Genomic DNA, 24,232 nt, shown 5'->3' on the forward strand with positions numbered 1-24,232 from the left:
CCGGTGCAGCTTTGCCGGGCAAGGACGCAAGCCATGACGCGCCGGCGGGCGGGCGTGCTATAGGCGGGGGGTCCATGGTCCATTTCGCCCTGATCTCTCCGCCCTTCTACAGTCATCTGCGCGTCTTCGAGGCGCTCGGCGCGGCGCTGCAGGCGCGCGGCCACCGCGTCACGCTCGTGCTCAATGCAGGCGGCGGCGCCTGTGCGGGCCGGGAGGGCGCCGGCCCGTCGATCGCCGTCCGCGAGGTCGAGGGCATGCGCCCGGCGGGCGGGCTCGCCGCGATCGTGGCGCGCGCCGCGCGCCCGAGCGGCGTCCTCGGCATCCTGCGCACCGTCTCCGACGTCTCGTCCCTGACGGACGAGTTCTGCGCGGGCGGGCCCGCCCTCCTGAAGCGCATCGGCGCGGACTGCATCGTCGGCGACGAGATGGAGCCGGCCGCCGGCCTTCTCGCCGAGCATCTGCGCCTGCCGCTCGTCTCGCTCGCCTGCGCCCTGCCGGCGCGCACCGACCCGGCCGTGCCGCTGCCCTTCCTGTCCTGGCCCTACGATGCCGGCGAGGCCGGGCTGAAGCGCAATCGCGGCGGCGTCTCGGTCGCCCGCATCCTCCTGTCCGCGCAGCGCCGCACGATCGCGGACTGGGCGGCGCGATTCGGCCTGCCCCACCGCGAACGGCCGCAGGACTGCCTGTCGCGCACGCTGCGCCTGGCGCAGACCGTCGAGGACTTCGACTTTCCCGCGGCGCCCGAGCCGAACCTCGTCGGCGTCGGCCCCATCCGGGCGCGCGGCGTCGAGGCGCCCTTGCCCTTCGCTCTTCCCGCCGACCGGCCGGTCGCCTTCGTGTCCCTCGGCACGCTGCAGGGCCACCGCTCGGCTCTGTTCGCCCGAATCGCCAGAGCCTGCCGGCGACTCGGCGTCTTCAGCGTCGTCGCCCATTGCGGCGCGCTGTCGCCGGACGAGGCGGCCCGCGTGGGAGCCGACATCGTCACCGACTTCGTGCCGCAGCGCGCCATGCTGGCGCGATCGCGCCTCTGCGTCACCCATGCCGGGTTGAACACGGCGCTCGATGCGCTGGAGGCGGGTGTGCCCATGCTCGCCATTCCCATCGCCTTCGACCAGCCGGGCGTCGCGGCCCGTCTCGTCCATCACGGGGCCGGCCTCAGGCTGCCCCGCGTCCTTTCGTCCGGCGCCCGGATCGAGAGCGCCCTTGAGTCCCTGCTCCACGAGGCTAGCTTCCTCGACGCGGCGCGCCGGATCGGACGCGCGGTCGCGAGCGGCGGTGGAGCGGATGTGGCGGCGGACCTGATCGAGCGCAGCATGGTGGGAGCCGACAGGCGGGCCATGGCCTTCGCATGAGCAAAGCGCGCATCTGCGACGTCGCCCTCGTCGGCGCCGGCCTTGCCAACGGCCTGATCGCGCTGAGGCTCGCCGAGCGCCGGCCCGATCTCGACATCCGCCTCTACGAGGCGGGCGAGGCGCCCGGCGGAAACCACACCTGGTCCTTCCACGAGCACGATCTCGACCCCGCCGACGGCCCACTTGTCGAGCCGCTCGTCGCCCATCGCTGGCCCGCCTACGAGGTGCGCTTCCCGCGCCGGCGCCGCACCGTCTCGACCGGCTACCGCTCGGCGACGGCGGAGCGTTTCCGGACGGTCCTGGCCGCCCGCCTGCCCGGGCGCGTGGAGACGGGGTGGCGGGCGACGGAACTGACGCCGACGAGCGTGGCCTTCGCGAATGGCGAAACGGTCCGCGCGTCCTGCGTGATCGACGGTCGCGGCCCGGGCGCGACGGCGCATATGGCGCTGCGCCACCAGAAGTTCCTCGGCCGCGAGTTCGAGCTGGAGCGCCCGCACGGGCTCGCCCATCCCATCGTGATGGACGCGACCGTCGCGCAGGCCGACGGCTACCGCTTCGTCTATGTCCTGCCGCTGACGCCGACGCGCCTCCTGGTGGAGGACACCTACTATGCCGACGGGCCGGCGCTCGACCCGTCCATCCTGCGCGCCCGCGTCGACGCCTATCGCGAGGCGGCCGGCTGGGGCGGCGGGGCGATGGTGCGCGAGGAGCAGGGCGTCCTGCCCATCGCGCTCGGCGGCGACATGGCGGCCTTCTGGGCGGCGCGGAACGGAGTGCCGGCGAGCGGCCTCGCGGCCGGGCTCTTCCACCCCACGACCGGCTATTCCCTGCCCGACGCCGCGCGTCTCGCCACGCGCCTTGCGGCCCTTCCCGATCTTTCCGCCGGCGCGGTCTTCTCGACGACGCGCGACCATTCCATCGAAACCTTCGAGGCCAGACGCTTCTTCCGCATGCTGAACAAGATGCTCTTTCTCGCCGGCGACCCGGCCCGGCGCTTCGAGGTGCTCCAGCACTTCCACCGCCTGTCCGATCCGCTGATCGCCCGCTTCTACGCCGCCCGTCTGACGCCGGCCGACAAGCTGCGCATCCTGTCCGGCCGGCCGCCCGTGCCGGTGGGCGCGGCGCTGCGCGCCCTCCTGTCTCGCCCCGGCCAGGGAGTTCCCGCATGACCCGCCCCATGGAAGGCCCGCGCCGCGCCGTCGTCATCGGAGCCGGCTTCGGCGGCCTCGCCCTCGCCATCCGCCTGCAGGGGGCCGGCATCGCCACGACCCTTCTGGAGAAGCGCGACAAGCCGGGCGGGCGCGCCTATGTCTACGAGGACCAGGGCTTCACCTTCGACGCCGGTCCGACCGTCATCACCGACCCGACCGCGCTGGAAGAGGTGTTCGAGGCGGCCGGCGCCAAGCTGTCCGACTATGTCGAGCTCCTGCCCGTCGCGCCCTTCTACCGGCTGTGCTGGGAGGACGGCACGGTCTTCGACTATGCCAACGACCAGGAGGAGCTCGACCGGCAGATCCGGGCGCTGAACCCGGCCGATGTCGAGGGCTACCGGCGGTTCCTGGCCTATTCGCGCGACGTCTTCCGCGAGGGCTACGAGAAGCTCGGCACCGTGCCCTTCCTGCATTTCACGGACATGATGAAGGCCGGACCGCAGCTGGCGCGGCTCCAGGCCTGGCGCAGCGTCCACTCCATGGTCGCGAGCTTCATCAAGGAGGAGCATCTCAGGCAGGCCTTCTCCTTCCATTCGCTCCTCGTCGGCGGCAATCCCTTCGCCACCTCCTCCATCTACGCGCTCATCCACGCGCTGGAGCGCAAGTGGGGCGTCTGGTTCCCGCGCGGGGGCACGGGCGCGCTGATCCAGGGCATGGTGCGCTGCTTCACCGATATCGGCGGGCGGATCGAACTCTCGGCGGAGGTCGAGCGCATCGAGCTCGACGGCGAGCGGGCGAAGGGCGTCGTGCTGAAGGACGGGCGGCGCTTCGAAGCCGATCTCGTGGCTTCCAATGCCGACGTCGTCCACACCTATGCCAAGCTTCTGGCGGGCACCGCGCGCGGCGAGGCCCACGGCAAGAGCCTCAAGAAGCGGCGCTTCTCCATGTCGCTCTTCGTCCTCTATTTCGGCCTGAAGAAGCACCAGCCGCAGCTGCAGCATCACACCGTGCTCTTCGGCGCGCGCTACAAGCCGCTGATCGCCGAGATCTTCAAGGGCGGCGGCCTGCCGGCCGACTTCTCGCTCTACCTGCACAGCCCCTGCGCGACCGACCCCTCGCTCGCGCCCGAAGGCGCCGGCAGCTACTATGTCCTGGCGCCCGTGCCCCATCTCGGCAACACGCCGCTCGACTGGGCGGTGGAGGGGCCGCGATATGCCGAGAAGATCTTCGACTATCTCGAGGCGCGCTACATGCCGGGCCTTCGCGAGAACCTCGTGACGCACCGAATCTTCACGCCCTTCGACTTCCGCGACGAGCTCAACGCCCATGTCGGCTCGGCCTTCTCGCTCGATCCGGTGCTGACGCAGAGCGCCTGGTTCCGGCCGCACAACCGCGACGACAGGATCGGCAATCTCTACATCGTGGGCGCGGGCACGCATCCGGGCGCCGGCGTTCCGGGCGTCGTCGGCTCGGCCAAGGCGACGGCCGGCCTGATGATCGCCGACGCCGCGCTCCTGCCGGCGTGAGCGGGGTTTCGACGCGAGCGAGCGGCGCGGGCGAGGATCTGGAGGCCATCGCCGAAGAGGCGATCGCCCAGGGCTCCAAGAGCTTCGCCGCCGCCGCGCGCCTCTTCTCGCCGGACACGCGCCGCGACGCGGTGATGCTCTACGCCTGGTGCCGGCACTGCGACGACGTGATCGACGGACAGGAGCTCGGCCACAGGCCGGACGGTCCGGCGCCCGCGGCCGAGGATCCCGCCGGACGGCTCGAACGCCTGACGCGCCAGACCCTGCGCGCGGCCGAGGGGCGGCCGGGGCCCGAACCCGCCTTCCGCGCGCTCGCCAGCGTCGTGCGCCGGCACGACCTGCCGGTCGATCTCCTCCTCGACCATATCGAGGGTTTCCGCATGGACGTCGCCGGTCGTCGCTACGAGACGATCGAGGACACGCTCGACTATTGCCACCACGTGGCCGGCGTCGTCGGGCTGATGATGGCGCGGATCATGGGCGTGCGCGACCGGCCGACGCTCGCGCGCGCCGCCGATCTCGGTCTCGCCTTCCAGCTCTCCAACATCGCGCGCGACATCCTTCCCGATGCCGAGGTCGGACGCGTCTACCTGCCGGCGCGCTGGCTCGCCGAGGCGGGGATCGAAGCCGCCGAGATGACGCAGCCGCGACACCGCGCCGGCCTCTCGCGGCTCGCGCAACGCCTGGTGGAGCGGGCCGAGCCCTATTACGCCTCGGCGCGGATCGGCGTCGACGCGCTGCCGCGCCGCTCGGCCTGGGCGGTCGAGACGGCCCGGCGCGTCTATCGCGAGATCGGCCTGCGCGTCGTCGAACGCGGCGAGGGCGCGCTCGAAACGCGGGTCTCGACGTCGAAAGCCGACAAGATCGGCGCGGTCGCGCGGGCAGCAGCGGTCGCCTTCGGGCCGCGCCGGAAAGACGCGCCGCCGCGCCCCGCGACGCTCTGGACGCACGAGGGCACGACGCCCTGGCGCGGCGGCGCCTGAGGGCGCCGCGCCGAGGATCGAAGGAAGGACTTGTGGCGGGTGGCTAGGCCTGCGGCCGCTCTTCGGGCGCCGGCCGGCCGCGCTCGCGCTTCACCGTGCCGGAGGCCTTCAGCTGCGCCTGCAGCTTGTCGACCGGCGGGGCGTAGAGGAAGCCGAAGGAGACCGCGCCGTCCTTGCCCTGCACGGCATGGTGCAGGCGATGGGCCTGCACGAGGCGCTTGGCGTAGCCCTTGTGCGGGATGTGTCGGAACGGCCAGCGCTGGTGCACCAGCCCGTCATGCACGATGAAGTAGAACAGGCCGTAGAGCGTGATGCCCGCGGCGACCGCCCCGACGATCGGGTGGCCGAAGGCCGAGATCGCGAAGAGGCCGATGGCGACCACGGCGAAGACGACGGCATAGAGGTCGTTCTTCTCGAACAGGCCCTCGCGCTCCTCGTGGTGGGACTGGTGCCAGCCCCAGCCGAAGCCGTGCATGATGTATTTGTGCGCGGCCCAGGCGAAGATCTCCATCAGGAGGAAGACGCCGATGGCGATGGCCGTCAGGCCGGGCCAGGAGGTGAGGGTCATCGTGCGCCCGCTCCCTGTTCGAGGCGTTCGTCGGCGCCGGAGGCGTCGACGGCGGCAGGACGTCTTTCGAAGATCGAGGCGACGAGGAGGGACAGGCGGCTGCGAGGCCCGAGAAGCTCCTCGAGGATGCGCAGCGCGCTGTCGCGATGGCGCTCGATGCGCCGCTCGACGCCGGCATGCCCGATCATCGAGACGATGGTCGACTTCTCCCGGTCCTTGCCGACGTCCTTGCCGATCAGGAAGGCGCTCTCGGTGCCGTCGAGAAGATCGTCGAGAAGCTGGAACGCCTCGCCGAGTTCGGCGGCGAAGGCCGTCAGGCGCTCGCGCGCCATTTCGTCGGCCCCCGCCATCACCGCGCCCATGTCGACGGCGGCGAGGAAGAGGGAGGCGGTCTTCAGCGCGTTGGCGCGGGCGATCTCGGCGACGGGCCGGGCGCGCGCCCCGCCCTTGAGGTCGGCGAACTGGCCGCCGACGAGCCCGGCCGTCCCGACCGCGCGCGACAGGATGGCGACGCTGCGCAGCCGCGCCTCGGCGCTCGCCGCGCCGATCCCCGCCAGCACCTCGAAGGAGCCGGACAGGATGGCGATGGCCGCGAGCATGGCGACGTCCTCGCCGTGGCCGACATGGGTCGCCGGCCGCCCGCGCCGAAGGCTCGCGTCGTCCATGCAGGGCAGGTCGTCGAGAATGAGGGAGGCCGCGTGCACCATCTCCACCGCGCAGCCCGCATCGATCGCGGGCGCCGGCGCGCCGCCGAGATCCTCGGCGACGAAGGCGCACAGGAGCGGGCGCAGCCGCTTGCCGGGGGCGAGCACCGCGTCCCGGATGGCCAGATCGAGCCCGTCCTGCCCGTCCACCGCGCGCGGCAGCAGAACGGCCAGTCTCGCGTCGATCTCCGCGCGGCGCGTGGAGACGATTCCTGCCATGTCGATCTGCGTCACTGCGACGCCGCCGTCGTTGAAAAGAACCGTGTCATGACGTCCATATGTTTCATCCCGCCGATTGTGGCGCGTAACATGGTCCCGGCCAAGGGCGAGGCCGCGATCGAGCGAAGAATTCCCGAGCCCTGCGACGAAAGGACATCGAGAAACCTTGGGCAAGAGCGACATCCTCGAGGCGGCGTCGGGCATCGGCGCACGCAAGAGTGACCACCTCGACATCGTCCTGTCGCCCGGTCTGGCCACCCGGAAGGCCGACAGCGGCTTCGACGCGGTGCGATTCGAGCATTGCGCGCTGCCCGAACTCGATCTCGACGCGATCGACCTCGGCACGCGCTTCCTCGGCCGGCCGCTCAAGGCCCCGCTCCTCATCTCCTCCATGACCGGCGGCCCGGCGCGGGCGGGTGCCATCAACCGCAATCTGGCGCGCGCCGCCCAGGCGCTCGGCATCGCCCTCGCCGTCGGCTCGCAGCGCGTGGCGCTGGAGGGTGGCCCTGCCGGCGGGCTCGACGCCTCGCTGCGGCGCCTCGCGCCCGACATTCCGATCCTGGCCAATATCGGCGCGGCGCAGCTCGGGCTCGGCTACGGGCCGACGGAAGCGCGTCGCGCGCTCGACATGATCGAGGCGGACGCGCTGATCGTCCATCTCAACCCGCTGCAGGAGGCGGTGCAGCCGGGCGGCGACCGCAACTGGTCGGGCCTCCTCTGCGCCATCGAGGGGCTGGCGAAATGCCTCGGCGCGCCGGTCGTGGTCAAGGAGGTCGGGGCGGGCATCTCGGCCGCGCTCGCCCGCCGCCTCGTGGAGGCGGGCGTCTCCGCCATCGACGTCGCCGGGGCAGGGGGCACGAGCTGGGCGGCCGTGGAGGCCGAGCGGGCGGGCGACGAGCGGGCGCGGGCCCGCGCGCTCCTCTTCTCCGACTGGGGTATTCCGACGGCGCAGGCGATCCGCAGCGTCCGCGCCGCCTGCCCGGACGCCGTCCTGATCGGCTCGGGCGGCGTTCGCCACGGGCTCGACGTCGCCCGTGCGCTGCGGCTCGGCGCCGATCTGGCAGGGCAGGCCGCCGGCGCGCTGCCGAGCGCCGAACGCTCGGCCGAGGACTGCATCCTGCATTTCGCCTCCGTGGTGGAGGAGCTGCGCATCGCCTGCTTCTGCACGGGCTCCAAGGACCTGGCGGCGCTGCGGCGCGCCAGGCTCATGGACTGACGAGCGGTCGGCCGGCGCGGAGCTCACGCCTGCGCCGGATAGAGCCGGTCGAGATGGGGCAGATGCATCGCCCCCTTCCGGTCGAGGAAGGCGCGGAAGGCGACCTCGGCGGGCGCGGCCATGCGCTCCTGGCGGCTGACGGCGAACCATTGCCGGCGGATGGGCATGTTCTTCACGTCGAGAATGGCGAGGCGCTTCATCTCCACCTCGAAGGCGATCGTGTGGGCGGAGATGAAGGCGATGCCGAGCCCCGCCATCACCGCCTGCTTGATCGTCTCGTTCGAGCCCATCTCCACCGCGCGCCGCGACAGCGCGTCGTCGAACTCGACGAAGAAGCTCTCCAGCGACATGCGCGTGCCCGAGCCCGGCTCGCGGATGATGATCGTCTCCTTCAGGAGCGCCTCCTTGCAGATGTCGCGCCGGCCGGCCAGCGGATGGTCGGGCGCGGCGATCATCACCAGCGGATGATCGCCGAAGAAGGTCGCGTCCACCGGGAACTCGGTCGGCGGGCGCCCCATCAGCGCGATGTCGAGCTTGTAGGACTTCAGGTCGGCGATGATGTCGGAGCGGTTGCCGACGAGGAGCTTGATCTCGATGTCCGGATGATCGGCCTTGAAGGCGGCGATGAGGCGCGGGGCGAAGTACTTGGCGGTCGAGACGACGCCGAGCTTGATATTGCCGAACCGGATGCCCTTGATCGCGTCCACTTCGTCGCCGAGGGCGCGCAGCGTCGTCTCGATCGCGTTGGCCGCGCGCAGCGTCGCCGAGCCGGCGGCGGTCAGCCGCATGCCCTCGCTGGTGCGGTCGAAAAGCGAGAGACCGAAGTCGTCCTCCAGCTGCTTTATCTGTAAGGTGACGGCCGGTGCCGTCAGCCCGAGGCTGCGCGCGGCCGCGGCCACCGTCCCGTGCTGGTTGACGGCCTGGATGGATCGCAGCTGGCGAAGGGTGAGGGTGCGCATGCGAGACGATTAAATTATCTTACCAGTCTGGTAAAGAGAATAAATTTTACTTACGCCGTCGGCGTCCCCTAAGGTGCCTTCAACGAACGGGCAAGGGGCCGCAGAGCACCGTATCCCGAGGAGGAAGTGCCCCATGTCATCGTCGCTCGACGCCTATCTGCAGTCCCAGGCCGGGTCCGACCCGCTGCGGGCGGACGTCGCCGAAACGGTCCGTCAGCTTTGCCTCGCCGCCATCAAGGTCCGCAACACCATCCTGTCGGGCGGCACCGGCGACACGCTGGCCGCCTCGCGCGAGGCGACCAATGCCGGCGGCGACATCCAGAAGGAGCTCGACGTCCTCGCCGACCGCGTCTTCGAGGAGGCCGCCAAGGCATCTCCCGTCGTCTGGTACGGCTCCGAGGAGCAGGAGGAGCCGGTCGCGGCGAACCCGACGGGCACGCTCGCCATCGCCATCGACCCGCTCGACGGATCTTCCAACATCGACACGAACGTGTCGATCGGCACGATCTTCTCGCTCTTCCCCGTCGGCGAGGAGGGCCGGGCGAACCCGCACGCCGCCTTCCTCCAGCCCGGCACGAGCCAGCTGGCGGCCGGCTTCTTCATCTACGGCCCGCAGCTCCTTCTGGTGCTTTCGGTCGGCAACGGCACGCATGTCTTCATCTTCTCGCCGGCCTTCGGCGGCTTCGTCGAGATGCGCGCCTCCGTCGACATCGATCCGCGGGCCAAGGAATTCGCGATCAACGCCTCGAACTATCGCCACTGGGAGCCGCAGATGCGCTCCTATATCGACGATTGCCTGGCCGGCGTCGAAGGTCCGCGCGAGCGCGACTTCAACATGCGCTGGATCGGCTCGCTGGTCGCCGACTGCTACCGCATCCTCGTGCGCGGCGGCGTCTTCCTCTATCCGGGCGATGCGCGCAAGGGCTACGCCAAGGGCCGCCTGCGGCTTCTCTACGAGGCCAATCCGATCGCCTTCTGCGTCGAGCATGCCGGGGGGGCGGCGACGGATGGGGTGACGCGCATCCTGGAGATCGTGCCGGACGGGCTGCACGCCCGCACGCCGCTGGTCTTCGGCGGCAAGCGCGAGGTGGAGCGGGTCGCCCGCTACATGGCCGATCCCGCTTCCCTGAGCGAACGCTCGCCGCTCTTCGGCAAGCGCAGCCTCTTCAGGGCCTGACGCCACTCAGGACGACACGAACAGACGATTGAATGGGGACCCCGGCCGTGGGAGCCGGCCGGGGCCTGGGGGAGGAGTGCGCCCGAATGTCCGCCAAGCATCCGATCATCGCGATCACCGGCTCGTCCGGCGCCGGCACCACCTCGGTGAAGAAGATCTTCGAGCAGATCTTCCGCCGCGAGAGCGTGCGGGCCGACTTCATCGAGGGCGACGCCTTCCACCGCTTCGACCGCCAGGCCATGAAGGACAAGATGGCCTCCGAGGAGGCCGCCGGAAACCGCAACTTCTCCCATTTCAGCCCCGAGGCCAATCTCCTGGAGGAGCTGCAGGAGGTCTTCGGCGACTACGGCCGCAAGGGGCGCGGGCGCACGCGGCACTACATCCACGACGAGGGCGAGGCCAGGCTCTACGGCGCCGAGCCCGGCACCTTCTCCGACTGGGTCCCGCTCGACGAGGCGTCGGACCTCCTCTTCTACGAGGGCCTGCACGGCTGCGTGAAGACCGACACGGTGGACCTCGCCCAGCTCGTCGACCTCAAGATCGGCGTCGTGCCGGTCATCAACCTCGAATGGATCCAGAAGATCCATCGCGACCGCGCTTCGCGCGGCTATTCCACCGAAGCCGTCATGGACGTCATCCTGCGGCGCATGCCCGACTACGTGAAGTATATCTGCCCGCAATTCGCCCGCACCAACATCAACTTCCAGCGCGTGCCCATCGTCGACACGTCCGACCCGTTCATCGCCCGTTGGATCCCGACGCCCGACGAATCCATGATCGTCATCCGCTTCGCCAATCCGCGCGGCATCGATTTCCCCTATCTCCTGTCGATGATCCCCGGCAGTTTCATGTCGCGGGCCAATTCGATCGTCGCACCGGGCAATAAGCTCGACATCGCCATGCAGCTCATTCTAACCCCGCTTATCCTGCAGCTCATGGAAAAGAAGCGTCGCGCGTCGTGATGCGAGATCGCAGGACAAGGAGACACCGCAAATGTCGATGACAGCCGCCAAAGCCTCGAGCGACGAGAAGCCGTCGTCGGGCACGACCGACCGCAACCCCCGCGACATGGCCAACGCCATCCGCGCCCTCGCGATGGACGCCGTCCAGAAGGCCAATTCCGGCCATCCCGGCATGCCCATGGGCATGGCCGACGTCGCGACCGTCCTGTTCAAGGACTTCGTCACGCTCGACCCGAAGAATCCCTCCTGGCCCAACCGCGACCGTTTCGTCCTGTCGAACGGCCACGGCTCCATGCTGCTCTACGCCATCCATCATCTCCTCGGCTACGAGGACATGACGATCGACGACCTGAAGAACTTCCGCCAGATCGGCGCGCGCACCGCCGGCCATCCCGAATACGGCCACGCGCTCGGCATCGAGACGACGACCGGTCCGCTCGGCCAGGGCATCACCACCGCCGTCGGCATGGCGCTCGCCGAGCGCATGCAGAACGCCCGCTTCGGCGACGACCTCGTCGATCACTACACCTACGTCCTCACCGGCGACGGCTGCCTGATGGAGGGAATCAGCCACGAGGCGATCGACCTTGCCGGCCATCTCAAGCTCAACCGCCTGATCGTCCTCTTCGACGACAACGGCATCTCGATCGACGGCAAGACCTCGCTCGCCACCTCGATGGACCAGATCAAGCGCTTCGAGGCCGCCGGCTGGACCGCGCTCTCGGTCGACGGGCACGACCCGGACGAGATCCGCGCCGCGCTCGAACAGGCGCACCGGTCGGACAAGCCGACCATGATCGCCTGCAAGACGATCATCGGCTTCGGCTCGCCCAAGCTCGCGGGCTCGGAGAAGAGCCACGGCGCGCCGCTCGGCGACGAGGAGATCGCGGCGACGCGCAAGGCCCTCATCTGGGAGTCCGAGCCCTTCGTCCTGCCCGAGGCCGTGGTGAAGGGCTGGCGCGAGATCGCCGAGCGCGGCGCCAAGGCGCGCGAGGCCTGGGAGAAGAAGCACGCCGCTTCGCCCAGGCGTGACGCCTTCGACGCCGCCGTCGCCGGCAAGCTCCCGGCCGACTTCGCCAAGACCATGGCCGACTACCGCCAGACGCTCTCCGACGAGGCGCCCAAGCTTGCCACCCGCAAGTCCTCCGAGGCGACGCTCGGCATCATCAACGCGGCGACCGATCTCACCATCGGCGGCTCGGCCGACCTCACCCACTCGGTCTTCACCCTCACCAAGGGCATGAGCTCGGTCCAGGCCGACAACTATGCCGGCCGCTACATCCACTACGGCATCCGCGAACATGCGATGGCGGCGGTGATGAACGGTCTCGCCCTCTATGGCGGCTTCATCCCCTACGGCGGCACGTTCATGGTCTTCACCGACTATGCCCGCGGCGGTATCCGCCTCTCGGCGCTGATGGGCCTGCGCGTCGTCTACGTGATGACGCACGACTCCATCGGCCTGGGCGAGGACGGGCCGACGCACCAGCCGATCGAGCATCTGGCGATGCTGCGCGCCACGCCCAACATCCTCGTCTTCCGCCCGGCGGACGCGATCGAGACGGCGGAAGCCTGGGAGATCGCGCTCACCGAGACCCATCGCCCCTCCGTCCTGTCGCTGTCGCGCCAGAACCTGCCGACGGTGCGCGTCGGCGACGTCGCCCAGAACCGCAGCGCCAAGGGCGCCTACGTCCTGCGCGAGGCCGAGGGCGAGCGCCAGGTGACGATCCTCGCCACGGGGTCGGAGGTCGAGCTCGCGCTCGCCGCCGCCGACGCCCTGAAGGGCGAGGGGATCGCGGCGGCCGTCGTCTCGATGCCCTGCTGGGAGCTCTTCGAGGAGCAGGACAAGGCCTATCGCACCTCGGTTCTGGGGCGTGCCCCGCGCATCGCGGTGGAGGCGGCGGCCCGCTTCGGCTGGGATCGCTGGATCGGGGAGGGCGGCCGCTTCATCGGCATGACCTCCTTCGGCGCCTCCGGCCCCGCGCCCAAGCTCTACGAGCATTTCGGCATCACCTCCGCGGCGGTCGTCGCGGCGGCCAAGGACCTGGTGCGCTGACATGGCTGCGCTCCCCTCCATCGAGACGGCCGAGGTCGATGGCCTGACCGTCCTGATCCGGGCCGATATCAACGTGCCCATGAAGGACGGCAAGGTGACGGACGCGACGCGCATCGAGCGTTTCGCGCCCACCGCCAGGGCGCTCGCCGAACGCGGCGCCAAGGTGGTCGTCATGAGCCATCTCGGTCGTCCCAGGGGGGAGCGCAACCCGCACTACTCGCTGCGCTCGGTCGCACCCGAGCTGCAGCGTCTGACGGGGCTTCCCGTGCGCTTTGCCGACGACTGCGTCGGCTCGGCGGCGGAGGCGACGGTGGGCGAGGCCGGGTTCGGGGAGATCGTGCTCCTCGAGAACGTGCGCTTCCACAAGGGGGAGGAGGCCGACGACAAGACCTTCGCGCTGCGCCTCTCGGTGCTGGGCGACCTCTATGTCGACGACGCCTTCTCCTGCGCCCACCGCGCCCATGCCTCCACGCACCGGCTGGCGACCATCCTGCCGGCCTATGCCGGGCCCTCGCTCCTCGCCGAGGTCGAGGCCCTCAAATCCGCGCTCGACCATCCCGAGCGCCCGGTCGCCGCCCTCGTGGGCGGCGCCAAGGTCTCCTCCAAGATCGGCGTCCTGGAATTCCTGGTGCCGAAGATGGACCATCTCGTCATCGGCGGCGGCATGGCCAACACCTTCCTGGCCGCGCTCGGCCACGATGTCGGCAGGTCGCTCTACGAGAAGGACGCGCTGCCCACCGCCTCGCGGATCATGGCGCTGGCCGAGACGGCCGGCTGCCGCCTGCATCTGCCGGTCGACCTCGTCGTCGCCCGCGAGTTCAGGGCGGACGCGCCGAGCGAGATCGTCGGCGTCGACGCGATCCCCGCGGACGCCATGGCGCTGGACGTCGGCCCGCGCACGGTCGCGGCGATCGAGGACGCGCTCGGTGAGTGCCGCACGCTTCTCTGGAACGGCCCGCTCGGCGCCTTCGAGATGCGGCCCTTCGACGAGGCGACGGTGGCGGTGGCGAGAGCCGCGGCCGCCCTGACCAAGGCCGGCCGCCTCGTGACGGTCGCCGGCGGCGGCGACACGGCGGCGGCGCTGAACGCGGCCGGCGTCGCGGACGAGTTCACCTACCTGTCCACGGCGGGCGGGGCCTTCCTCGAATGGCTCGAGGGGCGCGACCTGCCCGGCATCGAAGTTTTGAAGACGACCATCCGGACCTGACAGTCTTGAATCCGGACCTGATCGCAGATCCCTAGAGGAAACCGACAATGGCAAAGATCACTCTCCGCCAGTTGCTGGACCATGCCGCCGAGAACGATTACGGCGTCCCGGCCTTCAACATCAACAACATGGAGCAGGGTCTGGCCATCGTCGAAGCGGCGGCCCGGTGCGACTCGCCCGTCATCATGCAGGCCTCCCGCGGCGCGCGATCCTACGCCAAGGACATCATGCTGTCCAAGATGATGGACGCGCTCGTCGAGATGTATCCGCAGATCCCGATCTGCATCCATCTCGACCATGGCAACGAGGAATCCACCTGCCTGTCGGCCATCCGCTACGGCTTCACCTCCGTGATGATGGACGGCTCGCTCAAGGCCGACGCCAAGACGCCCGCCGATTTCGACTACAACGTCGCCATCACCGAGCGCGTCACGCGCATGGCCCATTGGGTCGGCGCCTCCGTCGAGGGCGAGCTCGGGGTCCTGGGATCGCTGGAGACGGGCCAGGGCGAGGCCGAGGACGGCCACGGGGCGGAAGGCGAGCTCAGCCACGACCAGCTCCTCACCGATCCCGACCAGGCGGTCGAGTTCGTGCGCGCCACCGGCGTCGACGCGCTGGCCATCGCCATGGGCACCAGCCACGGCGCCTACAAGTTCACCCGCAAGCCCGACGGCGACATCCTGGCGATGAACGTCATCGAGGAGATCCACGCCAAGCTGCCCAACACCCATCTCGTGATGCACGGATCCTCCTCGGTGCCGCAGGAGCTGCAGGAGATCATCAACCGCTATGGCGGCGAGATGCGCGAGACCTACGGCGTGCCGGTGGAGGAGATCGTGCGCGGCATCCGGCACGGCGTGCGCAAGGTCAATATCGACACCGACTGCCGCATGGCCATGACCGGCCAGTTCCGGAAGGTGGCGATGGAGCGGCCCGACGAGTTCGACCCGCGCAAGTTCCTCGTGCCGGCCATGGACGCCCTGCGCCGGCTCTGCCTCGACCGCTACGAGCAGTTCGGCTGCGCCGGCATGGCCGGCAGGATCGACGTCGTCCCGCTCGACGAGATGGCCCGCCGCTACGCCAAGGGAGAGCTCGATCCGCGCATCGAGCTGCGGCAGGCCGCCGAATAGACCACCCCGAGACCACCGCGCTTTTTTCTGAAGATTGGGAGATCGAAATGAAACAGCCCGCCTCGCAGACCGTCACCGGCAAGGACCGCTACAAGTCCGGCGTCATGGAATACAAGAAGATGGGCTACTGGGAGCCCGACTACGAGCCGAAGGACACGGACGTCATCGCCTGCTTCCGCATCACTCCGCAGGACGGCGTCGATCCGATCGAGGCGGCCGCGGCGGTCGCCGGCGAAAGCTCCACGGCCACCTGGACCGTCGTGTGGACCGACCGCCTGACGGCGGCCGAGAAGTACCGCGCCAAGGCCTACCGCGTCGATCCCGTGCCCAACACGGACGACCAGTACTTCGCCTACATCGCCTACGACATCGACCTCTTCGAGAACGGCTCGATCGCCAACCTCACCGCCTCCATCATCGGCAACGTCTTCGGCTTCAAGCCGCTGAAGGGCCTGCGGCTGGAGGACATGCGCCTGCCCACCGCCTACATCAAGACCTTCCAGGGCCCGGCCACCGGCATCGTCGTGGAGCGCGAGCGGCTCGACAAGTTCGGCCGCCCGCTGCTCGGCGCCACCGTCAAGCCCAAGCTCGGGCTCTCGGGGCGCAATTACGGCCGCGTCGTCTACGAGGCGCTGAAGGGCGGGCTCGATTTCACCAAGGACGACGAGAACATCAACAGCCAGGCCTTCATGGATTGGCGCGAGCGCTTCCTCTACTGCATGGAGGCCGTCAACAAGGCGCAGGCCGCCACAGGCGAGATCAAGGGCACCTATCTCAACGTCACCGCCGCCACGATGGAGGACATGTACGAGCGCGCCGAGTTCGCCAAGGATCTCGGGTCGAACATCGTCATGATCGACCTCGTCATCGGCTGGACGGCGATCCAGTCCATGGCCAAGTGGGCGCGGCGCAACAACATGATCCTGCACCTGCACCGCGCCGGCCACTCCACCTACACGCGCCAGAAGACCCACGGCGTCTCCTTCCGCGTCATCACCAAGTGGTCGCGGCTGGCGGGCGTCGACCACATCCATGCCGGCACGGTCGTCGGCAAGCTCGAGGGCGATCCGGCGACGACCAAGGGCTACTACGATCTGTGCCGCGACGAGTTCACGCCGCAGAAGCTCGAGAACGGCATCTTCTTCGACCAGCCCTGGGCCTCCCTCAACAAGATGATGCCCGTCGCCTCCGGCGGCATCCATTGCGGGCAGATGCACCAGCTTCTCGACCTTCTGGGCGAGGACACGGTGCTGCAGTTCGGCGGCGGCACGATCGGCCATCCCATGGGCATCGCGGCCGGCGCCACGGCCAACCGCGTCGCGCTGGAATGCATGGTCCTTGCCCGCAACGAGGGCCGCGACATCGTCAACGAAGGGCCGGAGATCCTCGTCGAGGCCGCCAAGACCTGCGCCCCGCTGCGCCAGGCGCTCGACACCTGGAAGGACGTCACCTTCAACTACACCTCGACGGACACGCCGGACTACGCCGTCAGCGCCACCGCCGCCTGACCGACGACGTGATGCGACAGGCGGGGCATCGTGCCCCGCCGCCACAAGGACCCCGACGGCCGCCCGAACGCGCGGCGCCGCGCTTTCCAAGGACGACAGCCATGAGAATCACCCAGGGCGCCTTCTCCTTCCTGCCCGACCTCACCGACGAACAGATCACCAAGCAGGTCCAGTACTGCATCGACAACGGCTGGGCGGTGAACATCGAATATACCGACGATCCCCATCCCCGGAACACCTACTGGGAGATGTGGGGCCACCCGATGTTCGACATCGCGGACGCGGCCGGCATCATGATGGAGCTGAACGCCTGCCGGAAGGCGCATGGCGACCTCTATATCCGCCTCTCGGCCTTCGATTCCACCAGCGGTTGGGAGTCGGTGAAACTGTCCTTCATCGTGAACCGCCCGGCCAGCGAGCCCGGCTTCCGCCTGCGCCGCCAGGAGACCGAGGGGCGCACCATCCGCTATTCCACCGAGGGCTATTCCAACGACCGGCCCGAGGGCGAACGCTACACGCGCTGATCCCCTCCCGCACCGGGAACGGGATCGGCCGGCCGGGCGCCCCTCCATGCCCGGCCGGCCGGCCATTGCCCCGCGGGGCGGGCGTTGCCCGACGCCCGTCCGCATCGCCGAGACAGGCCCGCCCGGCCCGCAAGGGACCCGGCCCGAACAGGACCCGACCGCCATGAGCCAGACCGCCGATCTTCCCTCGCCGCCCGCCGCCGCGCCGACGACCGTGGACCTGAAGCGCGAATACGAGGAGGCGGGCGTGCGCGAGGTGCTGGAGGAGCTCGACCGCGAGCTCATCGGCCTCGCCCCCGTCAAGAAGCGCATCCGCGAGACGGCGGCGCTCCTCCTCGTCGAGCGGGCCCGCAAGCGCCTCGGCCTCGCCCACGAGACGCCGACGCTGCACATGAGCTTCACCGGCAATCCCGGCACCGGCAAGACGACGGTGGCCATGAAGATGGCCAATCTCCTCCACCGGCTCGGCTACGTGCGCAAGGGCCATCTCGTCTCGGTCACCCGCGACGACCTCGTCGGCCAGTATATCGGTCACACCGCGCCCAAGACGAAGGAGATCCTGAAGAAGGCGATGGGCGGCGTCCTCTTCATCGACGAGGCCTACTATCTCTACCGGCCCGAGAACGAGCGCGACTACGGGCAGGAGGCGATCGAGATCCTTCTCCAGATCATGGAGAACCAGCGCGATGACCTCGTCGTCATCCTCGCCGGCTATGCCGACCGCATGGACAAGTTCTTCGAGAGCAATCCGGGCTTCCGCTCGCGCATCGCCCACCATATCGACTTCCCCGACTATTCGGACGGCGAGCTGCTGCGCATCTGCGACACGATGCTGGAGCGGCAGAACTACACGCTGAGCCCGGAGGCGCGCGAGGTGCTCTCGCGCTATATCGCCGAGCGGCGCACGCAGCCCCATTTCGCCAATGCCCGCTCCATCCGCAACGCGCTCGACCGCGCGCGGCTGCGCCAGGCCAACCGCCTGTTCGAGGCCGATCTCGGACCGCTGGACGCGGCCGGCCTGTCGCGGATCGAGGCTTCAGACATCTCCGTCAGCCGCGTCTTCCAGCAGAAGCCGGCCCCCTCCGCAGAGAAGCGTTGAGTTCCGCCATGGCACAGAACCTCATCATCGCCCCCTCCATCCTCTCGGCCGATTTCGCCCGGCTCGGCGAGGAGGTCTCGGCCGTCGACCGCGCCGGCGCCGACTGGATCCATCTCGACGTGATGGACGGCCATTTCGTGCCCAACATCACCTTCGGCCCGCCGATCGTGAAGGCGATCCGCGGCGCCTCGAAGAAGGTCTTCGACTGCCACCTGATGATCGAGCCCTGCGACGCCTATCTCGAGGCCTTCGCGGATGCGGGCTGCGACTACATCACCGTCCATGCCGAGGCGACGAAACATCTCGACCGCTCGCTCCAGGCCATCCGCGCGCTCGGCAAGAAGGCCGGCGTCTCCCTCAACCCCTCGACGCCCGAAAGCGTCATCGCATACGTGCTCGACCGCCTCGACCTCGTCCTCCTGATGACGGTCAATCCGGGCTTCGGCGGCCAGGCCTTCATCCCCGCGGTGGTCGAGAAGGTGCGGCGCGTGAAGGCGATGATCGGCGCGCGCGACATCCGGATCGAGATCGACGGCGGCGTGACGCCCGAGACCGCGCCCCTCGTGGTGGAGGCCGGCGCCGACGTCCTCGTGGCGGGCTCGGCGATCTTCAAGGGCGGCACGCCCGAGCATTACGAGGCCAACATGCGCGCCATCCGCCGCTCCTGCGAAGGTCTTGTCTCCCAGGCGGCCTGAGGTCTTCCCGCTCGGGCCCGTCTCCTGCCGCGCGCGACCGAAGGACGGTCTCGCGCGGCCTTTTTCGTCCGGACGCCGCCTCGCTTCACCGGCGTCCTCCGCCCATGGTCGCAGCGCGCCGGGCTTGATGGCGCCGCCGCGCCCTCTTAAGCCTTGCAGGCACGGTCGGCCGGGGGAGGCCGGCCGGGCGGCTGGAACCGCGACCGGGAGGCGCCCTTGCAGGACATGCTGAAACCCGAGCGTCGGCCGACGCCCGAGCGTTCGGACCCGCCGGCCGCGCCGCCGGGCCTCGCCCGGCAGTCGGCAGCGGTCTCTCTCTCCATCGGCTCTTCGGGAGTCCCGGCATGAGCGAGCCGGACGTTCTCGTCCGCGTCGAGGGCCGCGCGGGACGAATCACGCTGAACCGCCCGAAGGCCCTCAACGCGCTGAACGCTGCGATGGTCGGCCCGATCATGCGCGCGCTCGACGACTGGCGCGACGACGCGGGGGTGGATCTCGTCCTCATCGACGCTTCTGGGGAACGCGCCTTCTGCGCCGGCGGCGACCTGCGGCAGGTCTACGAATCGACGGCGACCGCGGGCTTCGAGCCGGCCCGCCGCTTCTGGGTCGAGGAATATCGCCTGAACCGGGCCATCGCCCGCTATCCCAAGCCCTATGTCGCGGTGATGGACGGCATCACCATGGGCGGGGGCGTCGGCCTCTCGGCGCATGGCAGCCACCGCATCGTTACCGAACGCTCGACGCTCGCCATGCCCGAATGCGCCATCGGCCTCGTGCCGGATGTCGGCGGCTCGCTGATTCTGGCGACCGCGCCCGGGCGCCTCGGCGAGTTCCTCGGCCTCACCGGCTGGCGCATGAAGGCGGCGGAAGCGATCGCCACGGGCTTTGCCGATGTCGAGGTGCCGGCCGAGCGGCTCGAGGCGCTCAAGCGCACGCTCTGCGAGACGGGCGACCCCGCCCGCATCGCATCCTTCGCCGTTCCGCCCGGACCCGACCGGCTGGCGCCCTTGCGGTCGCGGATCGACGCGATCTTCCGCGCCCCGACGCTCCGCGAGATCGTCGCGGGAGTGGAGGCGAGCGCCGAGCCCTTCGCCGCCGAGGCGCTGTCCGCGATCCGCGCCGCCTCGCCGCTTTCCCTGGCCGCGACGCTCGCGCTGGTGCGCACGGTGCGCGAGACGCCGACGATCGAGGCCGCGCTCGGGACCGAGTACCGCTTCACCCATCGCAGCCAGTCCGAGGGCGACCTGCAGGAGGGCATCCGCGCGGTCGTCATCGACAAGGACCGCAAGCCCCGCTGGGCCGACGCGCTGGACGGGTTCGACGAGACGAAGGGCGCGGCCATGCTGCGCCCGCTGGGGGCGGACGAACTGCAATGGGAGGATACGCCATGAGGATCGCCTTCATCGGCCTTGGCAACATGGGCGCGCCGATGGCGCGAAACCTGATCGCCGCCGGCCACGACGTCCGGGGCTTCGACGCCGCTGCGGCGACGATCGAGGGGGTGCCGACGCGCGCCGGCCCGGAAGAGGCGGTGGCGGGCGCCGAGGCCGTCGTTACCATGCTGCCGAACGGCGCCATCGTGCGCGACGTCCATGCGCGCGTCCTCGCCGCCGCCGCGCCCGGAACGCTCCTGATCGACTGCTCGACCATCGACGTGGAGAGCGCGCGCCACGTGCAGGAGGCGGCCCGCGCGGCCGGCCTTCGCCCGCTCGACGCGCCGGTCTCCGGCGGCACGGGCGGGGCGGCGGCCGGAACGCTCACCTTCATGGTCGGCGGCGAGGCGGCGGATTTCGAGGCCGGGCGGCCGATCCTGGAGGCGATGGGCAAGCGCATCGTCCATTGCGGCGCGGCGGGCGCGGGGCAGGCGGCGAAGATCTGCAACAACATGATCCTCGGCATTTCGATGGTGGCGGTCTGCGAAGGCTTCCACCTCGCCGACCGGCTGGGCCTCGACCGTCAGGCGCTGTTCGACGTGGCCTCCACCTCGTCCGGCGCCTGCTGGTCGCTCAACACCTATTGCCCGGCACCGGGCGTCGGGCCGCAGTCGCCGGCCGACAACGGCTACAAGCCGGGCTTTGCCGCCGAACTGATGCTGAAGGACCTGACGCTCTCGCAGGAGGCGTCCGCGTCCGCCGGCGCTTCGACCGAGCTCGGGGCCCATGCGCGCGACGTCTACGCCCGCTTCGTCGAGGCCGGGGGCAGGGGGCGGGACTTCTCCGCCCTTCTGGAAACCCTGTCGAAGGCCTGAAGAACTGGACGCCTCGCCGGCCGGGGCGGTGTGGCGAGGCCCCACCCTCGCGCCATCACGTAGTCGTGATAGACGCGCGTGGCGAAGCGCGGAATGGTGCAGGCGCGCGATCGGCGGCCTGCGAGAAAACGTGTTTGAATGCAGCGACTTGGGCCCCTGTCGAAGGTCCATTCCGGCAATTGGGGCGATGGCTTGGCGTTGGCACTGCCCGACGCCAAGCCTCGCGAAGCAATTACGGTCAACCGACTGGAAATACGGGGTTAAAGGCGAGTCCGCCTCGTGGCCGTCGCCGCACGGGCAGCGCCGACCACGGACGATGACGCGCCGATCCCGCGCGAACGGCGCGGCGCGGCTCTTTCAAACATTACGGGGCATCCACATTTAAGCGCCGCCCCGCCGGGCCGCCGGGGGCGCTACGACCCGAAGGTTCGAGGCGGAGAAAACGACGTTTCGGGACCGCAGGAAGGCCGGGCGTCCAATCGAAGAGACAGGGATCGGGCGATCCCGCGCGAAGGAGGCATTGTTGGACCAAACGCTATCGGAAGCCACGGCGCAGACCGCCGTCACGGGCATATCGCCGGATGTCGTGCCGACATGGGTCTGGCTGGCGACGATCGGCGCCATCGCGGCCCTCTTCGTCTTCGACTTCCTGACGCATGTCCGCAAGCCACATGAGCCGAGCTTCAAGGAAGCTGCGATCTGGTCCACATTCTACATGACGCTCGCCATGCTCTTCGGCGTGGGAGTCTGGTATTTCTGGGATCGCGATCACGGCGTCGAATATATTGCCGGTTTCATCACCGAGAAAAGCCTTTCGGTCGACAATCTCTTCGTCTTCGTCATCATCATGAAGAGCTTCATGGTGCCGAGGGCCTATCAGCAGAAGGCGCTGCTGATCGGCATCGTCATCGCGCTCGTCATGCGCGGCATCTTCATCGCCCTCGGCGCGGCCGCCATCGAGCGCTTCTCCTGGGTCTTCTACCTCTTCGGCCTCTTCCTTCTGTGGACGGCCTGGAAGCTGGTCGTGGAAAGCCTCAAGCACGGCAAGTCGACCGACGAGGAATACGAGCCCAACGCGCTGGTGAAATATTTCCAGCGGCATCTGCCCACGACGAGCGACTTCCGCGGCAACGCGCTGACGGTCGTCGAGAACGGCAAGCGCTTCTTCACGCCGATGTTCATCGTCATCATCGCCCTCGGCATGACGGACCTGCTCTTCGCGCTGGATTCCATCCCCGCGATCTACGGTCTGACCGATGCGCCCTACATCGTCTTCACGGCCAACGCCTTCGCGCTTCTGGGTCTGCTGCAGCTCTACTTCCTGATCGGCGGACTCCTCGACCGGCTCGTCTATCTCGGCATCGGCCTGTCGCTGATCCTCGCCTTCATCGGCCTCAAGCTGATCGTCCATGCCGTGGAGGCGAACACGTTGCCCTTCCTCAACGGCGGCCAGCCGATCGAGGTGCCCGGTTGGATGCATATCGAGATCGAGCAGTCGCTGATGGTCATCGTCGGTATCCTGGTCGTCACCACGGTGGCCAGCCTCCTGAAGAGCCGCAGCCTGGCGAAGGCGGAGCGGAACGACACGTGATCCCATCCCGACGACACACCGGTCCGGCGCGATGAGCGCCGGACCCCCGACAGACGACAGCGGCGCGCCCGAAGAGGGCGGGCCGCTGTCCGATTCGGAACTTGCCGCGCGCCGCGAGGCGCTGGCGCGCAAGATCGCCGAGCAGCGCCGCCGCCAGCCCGTGCCGCCCGGCGCCGGGCAGCCCGGCGGCAGCATGCGCGGCATGGCCGAGGGGCTGAAGCTCGCCAGCGAGTTCATCGCCGGCGTCCTCGTGGGCGCCGGCATCGGCTACGCCATCGACTATGTGGCGGGCACCGCGCCCTTCGGGCTCATCGTGCTTCTCATGTTCGGCTTCGCCGCGGGCGTGCTCAACGTCATGCGCAGCGTTCGGCCGGGCGGGAAGAAGGGCCCGCCGCCCGCGCCGGGGACCGACGCATAAAAGCGCCCTGACTGCGGCCAAAAGAGCGCCGCCGGGTGTTGCGATCCTCCGATCATGACGCTATTGCCAGCGTGGCGCTCGCCGGGGGTGCTAGAATTCGCAGCGAAGGACCCGACAGCTTGGCTACCGATCCCACCGATCCGATTCACCAGTTCCAGATTTCCCGGATCGTCCCGATCGAAATCGGCGGTCTCGACTTCTCCTTCACCAATTCGGCCCTGTTCATGGTGGCGACCGTCGCCGTCGCCACGGCCTTCCTCTACTACTCGACCGGAGCGCGCGCCCTCGTGCCGTCGCGCCTGCAGTCGGTGGGCGAGATCTCCTACGAGTTCATCGCCAACATGCTCCGGGATTCGGCGGGCTCTTCGGGAATGAAGTTCTTCCCGCTCGTCTTCTCGCTCTTCATGTTCATCCTCACCGCCAATCTCCTTGGCATGGTGCCCTACTTCTTCACGGTGACGAGCCACATCATCGTCACCTTCGCGCTGGCGATGACGGTCATCCTCACCGTCGTCATCTACGGTATCGCCAAGCACGGGCTCTCCTGGTTCAAGCTCTTCGTGCCCTCGGGCGTGCCGGGCGTGATCCTGCCCTTCGTGGTGCTGATCGAGATCATCTCCTTCATCTCGCGCCCCGTCTCCCTCTCCGTTCGTCTCTTCGCCAACATGCTGGCGGGCCACATCACGCTGAAGGTCTTCGCGGGCTTCGTCGTGACGCTGAGCTCGCTCGGCATCGCCGGCGTCGTTGGCGCGATCCTGCCGTTGATCATGACGGTGGCGATCACGGCGCTCGAGTTCCTCGTCGCCTTCCTGCAGGCCTATGTCTTCGCGATCCTGACCTGCATGTACCTCAACGATGCGGTCCATCCGCACCATTGAGCCTTCGCCTTCGCGGCCGCCGTCGCGAATCCAAAGACGCACGATCCAGCCCATCTCAAGG

At 69.3% G+C, this 24,232-nt stretch carries 22 protein-coding genes; 19 read left to right on the forward strand and 3 right to left on the reverse strand.

The window, feature by feature from the left end:
• Window positions 1–74 precede the first annotated feature (74 nt).
• Genes ASG48_RS00675 through ASG48_RS00690 form a run of 4 tightly spaced genes read left to right on the forward strand, consistent with a single transcriptional unit; the run spans window position 75 to window position 5,012 of the window.
• Window positions 75–1,352 carry a glycosyltransferase gene (locus ASG48_RS00675; protein ID WP_055843854.1) on the forward strand — a complete coding sequence of 426 codons (1,278 nt, stop codon included), beginning with the start codon at window positions 75–77 and terminating at the stop codon, window positions 1,350–1,352.
• Complete coding sequence (crtY, locus tag ASG48_RS00680; RefSeq protein WP_055843855.1) at window positions 1,349–2,521, forward strand: lycopene beta-cyclase CrtY; 1,173 nt, start codon at window positions 1,349–1,351, stop codon at window positions 2,519–2,521. Before ASG48_RS00675 ends, crtY begins: the two co-directional genes overlap by 4 nt.
• Window positions 2,518–4,029, forward strand: a complete 1,512-nt coding sequence (locus tag ASG48_RS00685) for a phytoene desaturase (RefSeq protein ID WP_200939550.1) — start codon at window positions 2,518–2,520, stop codon at window positions 4,027–4,029. Before crtY ends, ASG48_RS00685 begins: the two co-directional genes overlap by 4 nt.
• On the forward strand, window positions 4,026–5,012 hold the full coding sequence (locus tag ASG48_RS00690; protein WP_244486669.1) for a phytoene/squalene synthase family protein: 987 nt from the start codon (window positions 4,026–4,028) through the stop codon (window positions 5,010–5,012). The genes ASG48_RS00685 and ASG48_RS00690 overlap by 4 nt, the downstream gene beginning before the upstream one ends.
• Before the next feature lie 43 nt (window positions 5,013–5,055).
• Here ASG48_RS00690 and ASG48_RS00695 read toward each other — a convergent pair whose 3' ends face one another.
• Window positions 5,056–5,580 carry a sterol desaturase family protein gene (locus ASG48_RS00695; protein ID WP_055843859.1) on the reverse strand — a complete coding sequence of 175 codons (525 nt, stop codon included), beginning with the start codon at window positions 5,578–5,580 and terminating at the stop codon, window positions 5,056–5,058.
• Entirely contained in the window at window positions 5,577–6,518 is a 942-nt protein-coding gene (locus tag ASG48_RS00700) for a polyprenyl synthetase family protein (RefSeq protein ID WP_244486671.1), read from the reverse strand. Before ASG48_RS00700 ends, ASG48_RS00695 begins: the two co-directional genes overlap by 4 nt.
• A gap of 151 nt (window positions 6,519–6,669) precedes the next feature.
• On the opposite strand from ASG48_RS00700, the gene fni reads away from it, so the two are divergent.
• Window positions 6,670–7,719, forward strand: a complete 1,050-nt coding sequence (gene fni / locus ASG48_RS00705) for a type 2 isopentenyl-diphosphate Delta-isomerase (protein WP_200939551.1) — start codon at window positions 6,670–6,672, stop codon at window positions 7,717–7,719.
• 23 nt (window positions 7,720–7,742) lie between these two features.
• On the opposite strand, the gene ASG48_RS00710 is transcribed toward fni, so the two are convergent.
• A complete protein-coding gene (locus ASG48_RS00710) occupies window positions 7,743–8,678 on the reverse strand; it encodes a LysR family transcriptional regulator (protein ID WP_055843861.1) in 936 nt (311 codons plus the stop codon).
• Between the two features lie 133 nt (window positions 8,679–8,811).
• On the opposite strand from ASG48_RS00710, the gene ASG48_RS00715 reads away from it, so the two are divergent.
• The 14 genes from ASG48_RS00715 to ASG48_RS00780 all read left to right on the forward strand — a co-directional run bounded on the left by ASG48_RS00715 (window position 8,812) and on the right by ASG48_RS00780 (window position 24,171).
• Entirely contained in the window at window positions 8,812–9,855 is a 1,044-nt protein-coding gene (locus ASG48_RS00715) for a class 1 fructose-bisphosphatase (protein ID WP_055843863.1), read from the forward strand.
• 86 nt (window positions 9,856–9,941) lie between these two features.
• Window positions 9,942–10,817, forward strand: a complete 876-nt coding sequence (locus ASG48_RS00720; RefSeq protein ID WP_055843865.1) for a phosphoribulokinase — start codon at window positions 9,942–9,944, stop codon at window positions 10,815–10,817.
• Between the two features lie 106 nt (window positions 10,818–10,923).
• Window positions 10,924–12,873 carry a transketolase gene (tkt, locus tag ASG48_RS00725; protein ID WP_244486719.1) on the forward strand — a complete coding sequence of 650 codons (1,950 nt, stop codon included), beginning with the start codon at window positions 10,924–10,926 and terminating at the stop codon, window positions 12,871–12,873.
• Window position 12,874: 1 nt separating this feature from the next.
• Window positions 12,875–14,080: a phosphoglycerate kinase gene (locus ASG48_RS00730; protein WP_055843867.1), complete on the forward strand. Its 1,206-nt coding sequence runs from the start codon at window positions 12,875–12,877 to the stop codon at window positions 14,078–14,080.
• A gap of 47 nt (window positions 14,081–14,127) precedes the next feature.
• Window positions 14,128–15,210 carry a class II fructose-bisphosphate aldolase gene (gene fba / locus ASG48_RS00735; protein ID WP_055843869.1) on the forward strand — a complete coding sequence of 361 codons (1,083 nt, stop codon included), beginning with the start codon at window positions 14,128–14,130 and terminating at the stop codon, window positions 15,208–15,210.
• Window positions 15,211–15,257: 47 nt separating this feature from the next.
• On the forward strand, window positions 15,258–16,718 hold the full coding sequence (locus tag ASG48_RS00740; RefSeq protein WP_055843871.1) for a form I ribulose bisphosphate carboxylase large subunit: 1,461 nt from the start codon (window positions 15,258–15,260) through the stop codon (window positions 16,716–16,718).
• A 101-nt stretch (window positions 16,719–16,819) separates the two neighbouring features.
• Window positions 16,820–17,242 carry a ribulose bisphosphate carboxylase small subunit gene (locus tag ASG48_RS00745; protein WP_055843873.1) on the forward strand — a complete coding sequence of 141 codons (423 nt, stop codon included), beginning with the start codon at window positions 16,820–16,822 and terminating at the stop codon, window positions 17,240–17,242.
• A 163-nt stretch (window positions 17,243–17,405) separates the two neighbouring features.
• Window positions 17,406–18,341 carry a CbbX protein gene (gene cbbX, locus ASG48_RS00750; protein ID WP_055843875.1) on the forward strand — a complete coding sequence of 312 codons (936 nt, stop codon included), beginning with the start codon at window positions 17,406–17,408 and terminating at the stop codon, window positions 18,339–18,341.
• 8 nt (window positions 18,342–18,349) lie between these two features.
• Window positions 18,350–19,036, forward strand: coding sequence for a ribulose-phosphate 3-epimerase (rpe, locus tag ASG48_RS00755; RefSeq protein ID WP_055843877.1), 687 nt, complete (start codon window positions 18,350–18,352; stop codon window positions 19,034–19,036).
• Window positions 19,037–19,380: 344 nt separating this feature from the next.
• On the forward strand, window positions 19,381–20,427 hold the full coding sequence (locus ASG48_RS00760; protein ID WP_055843879.1) for an enoyl-CoA hydratase/isomerase family protein: 1,047 nt from the start codon (window positions 19,381–19,383) through the stop codon (window positions 20,425–20,427).
• Complete coding sequence (gene mmsB, locus ASG48_RS00765) at window positions 20,424–21,284, forward strand: 3-hydroxyisobutyrate dehydrogenase (RefSeq protein WP_055843880.1); 861 nt, start codon at window positions 20,424–20,426, stop codon at window positions 21,282–21,284. The genes ASG48_RS00760 and mmsB overlap by 4 nt, the downstream gene beginning before the upstream one ends.
• A 523-nt stretch (window positions 21,285–21,807) precedes the next feature.
• A complete protein-coding gene (locus tag ASG48_RS00770) occupies window positions 21,808–22,875 on the forward strand; it encodes a TerC family protein (RefSeq protein WP_244486672.1) in 1,068 nt (355 codons plus the stop codon).
• Between the two features lie 31 nt (window positions 22,876–22,906).
• Window positions 22,907–23,293, forward strand: coding sequence for an AtpZ/AtpI family protein (locus ASG48_RS00775; RefSeq protein ID WP_055843882.1), 387 nt, complete (start codon window positions 22,907–22,909; stop codon window positions 23,291–23,293).
• A gap of 119 nt (window positions 23,294–23,412) precedes the next feature.
• Window positions 23,413–24,171 (forward strand): F0F1 ATP synthase subunit A, encoded by a 759-nt coding sequence (locus ASG48_RS00780; protein ID WP_055843885.1) that lies wholly within the window; start codon window positions 23,413–23,415, stop codon window positions 24,169–24,171.
• Window positions 24,172–24,232 lie beyond the last annotated feature (61 nt).

The sequence above is a fragment of the Aurantimonas sp. Leaf443 genome (genome assembly GCF_001425575.1).
Classification (GTDB): Bacteria; Pseudomonadota; Alphaproteobacteria; order Rhizobiales; family Rhizobiaceae; genus Leaf443.

Excerpts from the sequence above, each read along its gene's own strand:
- ASG48_RS00715 (WP_055843863.1), top strand. The coding sequence starts at position 8,812 with ATGTCATCGTCGCTCGACGCCTATCTGCAGTCCCAGGCCGGGTCCGAC.
- mmsB (WP_055843880.1), top strand. The coding sequence starts at position 20,424 with ATGAGGATCGCCTTCATCGGCCTTGGCAACATGGGCGCGCCGATGGCG.
- ASG48_RS00730 (WP_055843867.1), top strand. The coding sequence starts at position 12,875 with ATGGCTGCGCTCCCCTCCATCGAGACGGCCGAGGTCGATGGCCTGACC.
- ASG48_RS00685 (WP_200939550.1), top strand. The coding sequence starts at position 2,518 with ATGACCCGCCCCATGGAAGGCCCGCGCCGCGCCGTCGTCATCGGAGCC.
- ASG48_RS00775 (WP_055843882.1), top strand. The coding sequence starts at position 22,907 with ATGAGCGCCGGACCCCCGACAGACGACAGCGGCGCGCCCGAAGAGGGC.
- ASG48_RS00760 (WP_055843879.1), top strand. The coding sequence starts at position 19,381 with ATGAGCGAGCCGGACGTTCTCGTCCGCGTCGAGGGCCGCGCGGGACGA.
- rpe (WP_055843877.1), top strand. The coding sequence starts at position 18,350 with ATGGCACAGAACCTCATCATCGCCCCCTCCATCCTCTCGGCCGATTTC.
- ASG48_RS00710 (WP_055843861.1), bottom strand. The coding sequence starts at position 8,678 with ATGCGCACCCTCACCCTTCGCCAGCTGCGATCCATCCAGGCCGTCAAC.
- tkt (WP_244486719.1), top strand. The coding sequence starts at position 10,924 with ATGGCCAACGCCATCCGCGCCCTCGCGATGGACGCCGTCCAGAAGGCC.
- crtY (WP_055843855.1), top strand. The coding sequence starts at position 1,349 with ATGAGCAAAGCGCGCATCTGCGACGTCGCCCTCGTCGGCGCCGGCCTT.
- ASG48_RS00740 (WP_055843871.1), top strand. The coding sequence starts at position 15,258 with ATGAAACAGCCCGCCTCGCAGACCGTCACCGGCAAGGACCGCTACAAG.
- ASG48_RS00745 (WP_055843873.1), top strand. The coding sequence starts at position 16,820 with ATGAGAATCACCCAGGGCGCCTTCTCCTTCCTGCCCGACCTCACCGAC.
- cbbX (WP_055843875.1), top strand. The coding sequence starts at position 17,406 with ATGAGCCAGACCGCCGATCTTCCCTCGCCGCCCGCCGCCGCGCCGACG.
- ASG48_RS00720 (WP_055843865.1), top strand. The coding sequence starts at position 9,942 with ATGTCCGCCAAGCATCCGATCATCGCGATCACCGGCTCGTCCGGCGCC.
- ASG48_RS00695 (WP_055843859.1), bottom strand. The coding sequence starts at position 5,580 with ATGACCCTCACCTCCTGGCCCGGCCTGACGGCCATCGCCATCGGCGTC.
- ASG48_RS00675 (WP_055843854.1), top strand. The coding sequence starts at position 75 with ATGGTCCATTTCGCCCTGATCTCTCCGCCCTTCTACAGTCATCTGCGC.
- fba (WP_055843869.1), top strand. The coding sequence starts at position 14,128 with ATGGCAAAGATCACTCTCCGCCAGTTGCTGGACCATGCCGCCGAGAAC.